This is a genomic window from Pedobacter sp. UYP30 (assembly GCF_040547165.1).
Taxonomy (GTDB): Bacteria; Bacteroidota; Bacteroidia; order Sphingobacteriales; family Sphingobacteriaceae; genus Pedobacter.
Window position 1 is genome coordinate 102339 of the sequence record NZ_JBEPPD010000015.1, and the last position, 7722, is coordinate 110060.

Below are 7722 nucleotides of genomic sequence, written 5' to 3' on the forward strand. Positions count from 1 at the left end.
GGTAGGAAAACATTTTACATAAAAAAATATTTTTTCAACTATTTTGTAAGTGTACTAATACACAATTAGTTAAAAAGTGTACACAATTTGGTTGCTAATATTTTCCCATCAGTAGGATAAACAATTTAAGATTGGTGGTGTTTCGTTGTAAACTATTCATCATGGAAAAATTAGAAATTGTATCGCTATTAGAAACAATTAATCAACAAGTAAGCTCGTCTATTCTTGGGGGAATGGATGAAAAATATGAGGAATTAGAGGAACTTGGTTTGGTTAAATACAATACAGAAAATGCGCAATGGGCGGCCTCTTTAACGCAAAAAGGACACGAATATTTGGAGAACAGCATTGGGGATAAAAACTTTTAGAAAGCCATATAAGAAATTAAGTTTCTTTATAGCTGTGTTTAGTTCTTTCCTTGTTAATAGTCGAAGTAGCTCTTCGTCTAGCGTCGTTACTGTGCCTATTTATTTCTGTACCTTGCATCAAAAAAAAAGACCTTAGAATTTTAGACTTTTGGATAACCCTGAAAACTTGTTAATATTGAGAACAGTTCAAGTTACTCGATACGTTAGTCCTTTGAGAGAAGGTGGATCGCTACCTGCATTGGTAGAAGCAGATGATGGTTTTTTATATGTTTTGAAGTTTTATGGTGCTGGACAGGGGCCAAATGCGCTGATTGCGGAGTTAATTGGGGGCGAAGTGGCGCGTTTATTAGGGTTAAAAATACCCGAATTGGTGTTTGCTACGCTAGACGAAGCATTTGGTAGAACTGAGCCTGATGAGGAAATTCAAGACTTATTAAAGGCCAGTGTGGGTTTAAACCTGGCATTACACTATCTGCAAGGAGCAATTACATTCGATGCAACAGTTGGAGATATAGATCCTTTGCTTGCTTCTAAAATAGTTTGGTTAGATTGTTTTTTAACCAACATGGACAGAACTTGTAGGAATACCAATATGTTGGTTTGGCACAAAGAGCTTTGGTTGATAGACCATGGTGCAGCCTTGTATTTTCATCATTCATGGGACAATTGGGAATCCCAAGCGGAAAGACCTTTCATATTGATAAAAGATCACGCATTATTGCCTTGGGCAAATAGATTGGAGGAGGTAGATGTGCTTTTTAAAGCCATATTAACCCAAGGCCGACTAAAGACGATAGTAGATTTGATTCCAGATCAATGGCTTCGCGCAGAAGGCGTTTTTAGCGATACAGACGCACATCGCGCAGCTTATTTAAAATTTTTAACCAGTAGATTGGAGCATTCAACTATTTTTGTAAACGAGGCAAACCATGCAAGAGAAATTTCTGTTTGAATACGCTGTGATACGGTTCGTGCCTCGCGTAGAGCGCGAAGAGTTTTTAAATGTGGGCGTGGTTTTGTTGTGTAGCGCAAAGAATTTTTTAGAAGCTTGCATTTCTATCGATGAATCCAGAATTATGTGTTTAAATAGTGAGACAGATTTCCAGGTTCTTCAAAATCATCTTCTCGCTTTCGGAAATATTGCAAAGGGAGTTAAAGGTTCTGGTGTGATTGGTTTTTATGACATTGCTTCTCGCTTTAGATGGCTTACAGCAACAAGAAGTACCATTATTCAATGTTCTAAAGTGCATCCTGGTTTTTCTGTAAATCCGCAAAAAACTTTAGTAAAATTGCATCAGCAATTAGTTTTGTAAGAAATTTACACAGCATCCGCCAATTAATCTCATAAATAATCAATATAATATTCTGTAATACAGATTTTTAAGCTTTATGCGTTTTGCTTTCATCCTCTATAGAAATATCAAGAATTCATAATTTTCCATTAAAATTATCCGCATATCATTTCAATGAACCAACCTCTCGACATACAATTTAAAGACATAAAGGTAGAACTCGAGCCTGGGTTAATTAAAGTTTTCAGCAACCTGGAACTTTGGCGATATTTAAGAGGGAAAGATCAACAAAAAATTTCTTTTTTAATTGGGGAAATTAAGAAAAGGTATAAAGAAAAGTACAGTCAAGCACTAAACATTCGAGATTCTTCGTTGTTGGTAGAAATTTTGGTACATGTGTATTGCCATAGCCTAGGATTGAGAATTCTACCTCATTTGAAAATTGCTTTTCTGAAGAGGTTTCTTGAAAAACTAATTGATAGAGCAAAAGTTGTTGATTGCGGAGAGCGGAATCGCGATACCAATCGCTGGTTTTGGGATTTACTTGCTTACTTTAAGTCAATTGTTCTGCTAATTTTTCCGCTTGAATTAAGGGTTGCTAATTTGCGCTAAATTTAAATGCTAGCAAGAAAACCGCTCTTTTGTCTAGCAACAAGCGACGCAGTTTTTATATCCAAGTATTGCGAATTGTAATCATCTTGAGAGTAGTTGATATACATTACGCTTTTGTTTGTGGTTATATCTATGATGGTGTTACTTAATTCGCTCGGAACTGCAGGGCAGCCCCAACTTCTTCCCAATCTGCCAAGGTTGTCAATAGTTTCTTGATTAACGTAATCTGCGCCATGCAACACAATCGCCCTGTTGCGCGCATTATCGTTAAAACCTTCATCTAAACCATCTAAACGCATAGATCTTCCATTCTTTCCCAAATAAGCTTCGCCCGTTAGGTAAAACCCAATACTACTTTCGTTTGAGTTTACCACGTTAGAAAAATGCTCAGGTTTATCGTCGCCGCTATTTCTTCCATGAGCCACCCAAGTGTTTAAAAGCAATTTTCTATTAACTATATCAATTAGAAAGAGCCGTTTTGTGCAACTTTCTTTATCAAAATCTATCACGGTAAGAACGTTCGAATTGCTAGAAAACCCATCAAATTGCAGATTATAAAACCCGGTAATGGCCTTTTGGAAAACGATGGGGTCTAATCCGGCAGAGTCTAGCCCTGCATCTCTAAAAATCTCGAGCGTGTAAGAATTATAGCTACTATCTGTAGTGATAACGTTGGCAAACTGATTGCCATAAAATGACTTGGCAGCACCGTGCGACTCAGCAATGTGAAAAAAAACAAGAAGAGAAAGTACAGTTGTAAACTTTAAGAAAAACTTTGGCATTTAAAAAAATTTGTAAGGTTTACATTTTAATACGCATGGATAGGAAGGTTAGTGCCCAAATAAGTAAATATCTATTAAGCTGCCATTCCTTATTGCGCAAATATGACAAACAATTTTAAAAAGCTTCAAAACGGAAAATTAAACCAAAGGCAATCTGGCGAGAAGTTGGTCTAAGTTTTTATCTTTGAGAATAATTTTACGAAAATGGATGACAATGGTGAGGATGAATCTTTTTGGAAAAAATACAAGCATTTTGCAACCACAGAAATACTCATGTATTTAATTATGGTGGTTGGCATCGGTGTCGGCATTGTTATTATTTTATTAACGACTTAAGTAGCCCAAGAGCCGCATAAACAGAAGAAAATAATAATGCAGTTCAAAAACGCCTATTTCTTTACAACATATTTTAGATTATCAAATAACCGCTCAATTAACCTTCTATCGTTGGTAATAATTTCTGCAGAACCTTTAGCTTCAGCTTTAAAATCTAGTTTTGTTCCATAATTGGTTTTTAGTTGATTGGGGAAATTTACGAGCACCATATAGGTGTCAAACTGGTTTTTATCTGTTTTCACGGTATTGGTTGTTAAAGAGATAGATTTCACTCTACCTGTTACCGATCCATACTCCACGTAAGGGAAATTATCTAATTTAACAATAACCTCTTGCCCAACTTTTATTTTTCCACTTCCTTGTGCAGGCAAAACGACCTGCCCAAAAGCCTTATCTTCTTTTGGTACGATGGTAAAGACCTCTTCACCCGCTTGAAGAAATTGATTTTCGTTATAAAACTTCAAAAACTGTAATGTCCCATCCATTGGCGCTTTGAATACATACCGCTGTTCCCAACTTTTAAAATTATCTAGCAGATCGTTGTATGCGGAAATTAACGCGATACGTAGCTCTTGTTCTTTTTCTGGTTTTTGAATGGCAAGCTCCTGTATCTTGCTTTTGGTTTGTTGAGCCGCTTGCCTAGCATTAATTAGGTTGGCAATAGAGTTTTGCAAGTTATCTTTGGCAGAAATATAAGTCATTTGACTTTTGTCCATTTCCGCCTCGCTAATTACCTTTTTTAGCAATAACGAAGAATCTCTTTTAAAAAACTTGTGTGTAAACGCTAAACTGTTTCTCGCCATCTCAACTTTCGCAGCTGCGGAAGTAATAGATTTTAATTGCTCTCTTAAAAGTTCTTGAAAATTTTCTCCTTGCTCGTCATAAAGTTTATCCTGTTCGTAATTTGCATATTCTTGTAATGCATTCGCAAACACATAATATTTCGGGTTAAGTTCGCCTAGAGAAAAGTTTTTGGGTAATTGGTGAGTCAGCGTAATTATACTTTTGTCACTTGGATTATATAATTTTAAAAGGCTATCAATATGAAGTACATTTTTAGGGTTAGTGGGATTGTCTACGAAGGCAATTAAATCTCCCTCTTTAACAAAGTCCATGTTTTTGAATCCCAATAATTTTAATTTGCCATTGCTGTTTGCAACTAATTTTAATGGGGCGGCATTTGCGTTTATGGTAATTTGGCCGGCAACAATATCTGGGTAACGTATTGCAAAACCAAAAACCCCAAGTAGGATAAAGAGGAAAACGACAATTAAAGAGATGACTAGGCCAAAGCGTGTTGGCATACGTTCTATAATTTGTTGCACTTCTTCTGTTCGTTGGTCTACTAAGTGTAGCTTTTCTTCATCCATTTTTCTTTACCTAGTCGCTTGCGCTTTAGTTAATCCGTTAATATTGCAATTACCAATCCTCTGCCTCACGCTCTCCTAGCCGGAGGGGCGTCTCTCTTTTTCTTGATAAAAAGAGACAAAAATCAAGGCTGGCATCCCTTTGGGTAAAAACTCTCCAAGCTGTTTAACATTGATGATTCGAGGCCTTTTCCTCAACCAGGCCCAGCGCACGGCTGCGAATCCTCTGCGTACCAATAACGTGATATTTCCGTGCAAGCAGCTTTTGGCGTTTTTTCCTCCAAACTGCTGCAATGCCAATCCTACCGAGCCGGCAATAGTGAGTTTAAAAAAAAGAGCCATCGGCTCGGCCGAAACTGTAGCGGTGGGTTTCAACCCATCGTACTAATGCCGTTAAAATGACGACCCGTTTTTTCTAACTCTCCAAAACCTTAATAGAAGCAGCTACTTCCTCTGCACTTGTTAAATCTACCTGAGATTGCACCAATTGGAAATAGCGCCCTTTTCTTGCCATTAACGTTACATGTGTGCCAATTTCTGCCACCATCCCGCCTTGCATAACAATTATCTGGTCTGCCTTGCGTATTGTGCTTAACCTATGCGCCACAACTATTACCGTTTTGTCTTTAAAAACATCATCCAATGCATCTGTTATTTTCTTTTCGTTAATCGTATCTAAGGAATTGGTTGCTTCATCAAAAAATAAATAGTCGGGGTTTTTGTACAGCGCCCTCGCTATTAAGACACGCTGTTTTTGTCCGCCACTTAAGCCCCTGCCTTGCTCGCCCATCATAGTTTGATAGCCCAAAGGCAATTGCTCTATTTCTTGCGCAATGTTTGCCGTATGCAAAGCTTTCTTCAATTTCTCATAATCTATTTTCTCATCATCTAATACAATGTTGTTCATAATGGTATCGTTAAAAATCTTTCCATCTTGCATTACCGCGCCACATTTATCTCGCCATTGGCGCAAACTGATGTTGTTGATGTTCATGCTCCCAATCATTATCTCGCCATAACTAGGTTTGTATAACCTAAGCAATAACTTTAATAAGGTAGATTTGCCGCTGCCACTATCGCCAACAATGGCCGTAACTTTTCCTTCGGGGATGACTAAACGAATGCCCTGTAACACCAATTTGCTGTTTGGCGTGTATTGAAAGGCTACATTATTGATAATTAAACTTTTATTTTCGGGCAACTCCACGCTATTGGTGCCCACGTTGTCATGTTCATCATCCAGCTGATGAATCTCATTTAACCTTAAGAAACTTATTTTGGCAAACTGAAAGGAAATAACAAATTGTATAAATTGCACCACCGGCGCATTTAGCATGCCGATAATAAACTGTACGGATATCATCACGCCAAAAGTAATCTCACCAGAAATTACCGCCTTTGCACAATAAAAGACGATGAAAAGATTTTTTAGGCTATCTATAAATTGTGCACCTAAGTTTTGGGTGTTTGTGATATTTAAAACCCGAAGGTTTACTTTATATAATCGAGCTTGTATCGCTTCCCACTTCCATCGTTTTTGTTTTTCGTAGTTGTTTATCTTGATGTCCTGTATGCAAGCGATGGTTTCTACCCAATAACTTTGGTTTTTACTTACCAAATCGAAATATTCCCAATCTAACTTTTTTCGTATGTTTAAAAAAGCCATCACCCAACCCACATAAATAACGCTACCGCCAATAAAAATGTAGAATATAATTGGATTATAAACAAACATAATTACGCTAAAAACTACAAAAGTCAAGGTAGAGAAAATCATGTTCAAAGAATTGTTCATGATAAAACTGCGGATGCGCTCGTGGTCTTGTGCGCGCTGCAAAATATCGCCGGTCATTTTATTCTCGAAGAAAGTTATGGGTAAGCGCATTAACTTAATCAGGTAATCAGAAATAAGCGCAATGTTTATTCTGCTGGTTACATGCAGCAATATCCAATCTCTAACCAAATTGCTTAGCAGCATGCTAAAAATAATGGCCACATTGGCAATAAGCACAATATTTATAAAATCTAAATCGTGGGTTTGTATACCTACATCTATTACCGCTTTGCTTATGAATGGTAAAATGCCTTGTAAAATGGTAACCAGCAGCATAACCACAAAAAGGTTGACGAAGCTCTTTTTGTATGGCCTAAAATAACCTAAAAAATTCTCGAAAGTTTTGCGACGCTCCATCCGCTCATCGCCCTGCCGCTCGTAAAAATCTGCCTGTGGCTCAATGGCCATTAATACACCAGCCCCCTCCAAACCTCCCCCGGAAGGGGAGACTTTTAGCCACTTGGCGGCAAATTCGGCACTAGAATATTTTACAAGTCCTTTCGCCGGATCAGCAACGTAAATCGCTCCTTTACTTCTTCTGTCACTCTGAGCCTGTCGAAGGGCGGTTGTCTTAGGGCGTTTTTCCTTGTAGGCGCCATGTATATCCGCCTCAACATCCCCCGCCCCAACGCCTCCCGCCTCAACGCCTTCACGACTATCCGCCTCAACGTCTCCACGACTAACCGACTTCACGACTTTCCGACTCTTCGCATCAACCTTATACACCACCACAAAATGACTATTATCCCAGTGTACAATTACGGGCAGTGGAATTTTGTAAAGCAGATCATCAATGCTGCATTTAAGCGAAAGCGAGCGGAGGCCAATACTTTCTGCGGCGTGGCTTAAATCTAAAAAGGAAACCCCCTCTTTGGTAACGCCACATTTGTCTCGTAAAAATTGTAGGCTATAAAATTTCCCATAATACTTGGCAATATTTTTTAAACAAGCCGGACCACAATCCATCATGTCTAACTGTCTATCGCAGGGAAATTTATCGAGCATTTTGAGACGTTTAGATTAAATAATTTATTTTGTAACTATTCAGGTTGTAATTTAGCAATAGTTTTAAAAGCATTTAAAACATTTTGTCCATTTTTAATACATGTATCTGTTACCGAACGAATGATG

8 protein-coding genes are annotated in these 7722 nt (G+C 38.0%); 4 read left to right on the forward strand and 4 right to left on the reverse strand.

Translation table 11 applies throughout. The features are described 5' to 3' along the window. The first annotated feature begins 161 nt into the window (after positions 1-161). The 4 genes from ABIB40_RS15670 to ABIB40_RS15685 all read left to right on the forward strand — a co-directional run bounded on the left by ABIB40_RS15670 (position 162) and on the right by ABIB40_RS15685 (position 2272). Positions 162-368: a hypothetical protein gene (locus ABIB40_RS15670; RefSeq protein ID WP_354360328.1), complete on the forward strand. Its 207-nt coding sequence runs from the start codon at positions 162-164 to the stop codon at positions 366-368. Between the two features lie 148 nt (positions 369-516). Beyond that, complete coding sequence (locus ABIB40_RS15675) at positions 517-1320, forward strand: HipA family kinase (RefSeq protein WP_354360329.1); 804 nt, start codon at positions 517-519, stop codon at positions 1318-1320. Next, positions 1298-1681 carry a DUF3037 domain-containing protein gene (locus ABIB40_RS15680; protein ID WP_354360330.1) on the forward strand — a complete coding sequence of 128 codons (384 nt, stop codon included), beginning with the start codon at positions 1298-1300 and terminating at the stop codon, positions 1679-1681. Before ABIB40_RS15675 ends, ABIB40_RS15680 begins: the two co-directional genes overlap by 23 nt. Positions 1682-1834: 153 nt before the next feature. After that, a complete protein-coding gene (locus ABIB40_RS15685; RefSeq protein ID WP_354360331.1) occupies positions 1835-2272 on the forward strand; it encodes a hypothetical protein in 438 nt (145 codons plus the stop codon). Between the two features lie 2 nt (positions 2273-2274). On the opposite strand, the gene ABIB40_RS15690 is transcribed toward ABIB40_RS15685, so the two are convergent. The 4 genes from ABIB40_RS15690 to ABIB40_RS15705 all read right to left on the reverse strand — a co-directional run bounded on the left by ABIB40_RS15690 (position 2275) and on the right by ABIB40_RS15705 (position 7596). Then, a complete protein-coding gene (locus tag ABIB40_RS15690; RefSeq protein ID WP_354360332.1) occupies positions 2275-3054 on the reverse strand; it encodes a murein L,D-transpeptidase catalytic domain family protein in 780 nt (259 codons plus the stop codon). Positions 3055-3443: 389 nt separating this feature from the next. After that, positions 3444-4760 (reverse strand): HlyD family secretion protein, encoded by a 1317-nt coding sequence (locus ABIB40_RS15695; protein WP_354360333.1) that lies wholly within the window; start codon positions 4758-4760, stop codon positions 3444-3446. A gap of 75 nt (positions 4761-4835) precedes the next feature. Continuing rightward, complete coding sequence (locus ABIB40_RS15700; protein WP_354360334.1) at positions 4836-5132, reverse strand: hypothetical protein; 297 nt, start codon at positions 5130-5132, stop codon at positions 4836-4838. 40 nt (positions 5133-5172) lie between these two features. After that, positions 5173-7596, reverse strand: coding sequence for a peptidase domain-containing ABC transporter (locus ABIB40_RS15705; protein ID WP_354360335.1), 2424 nt, complete (start codon positions 7594-7596; stop codon positions 5173-5175). Positions 7597-7722: the final 126 nt, after the last annotated feature.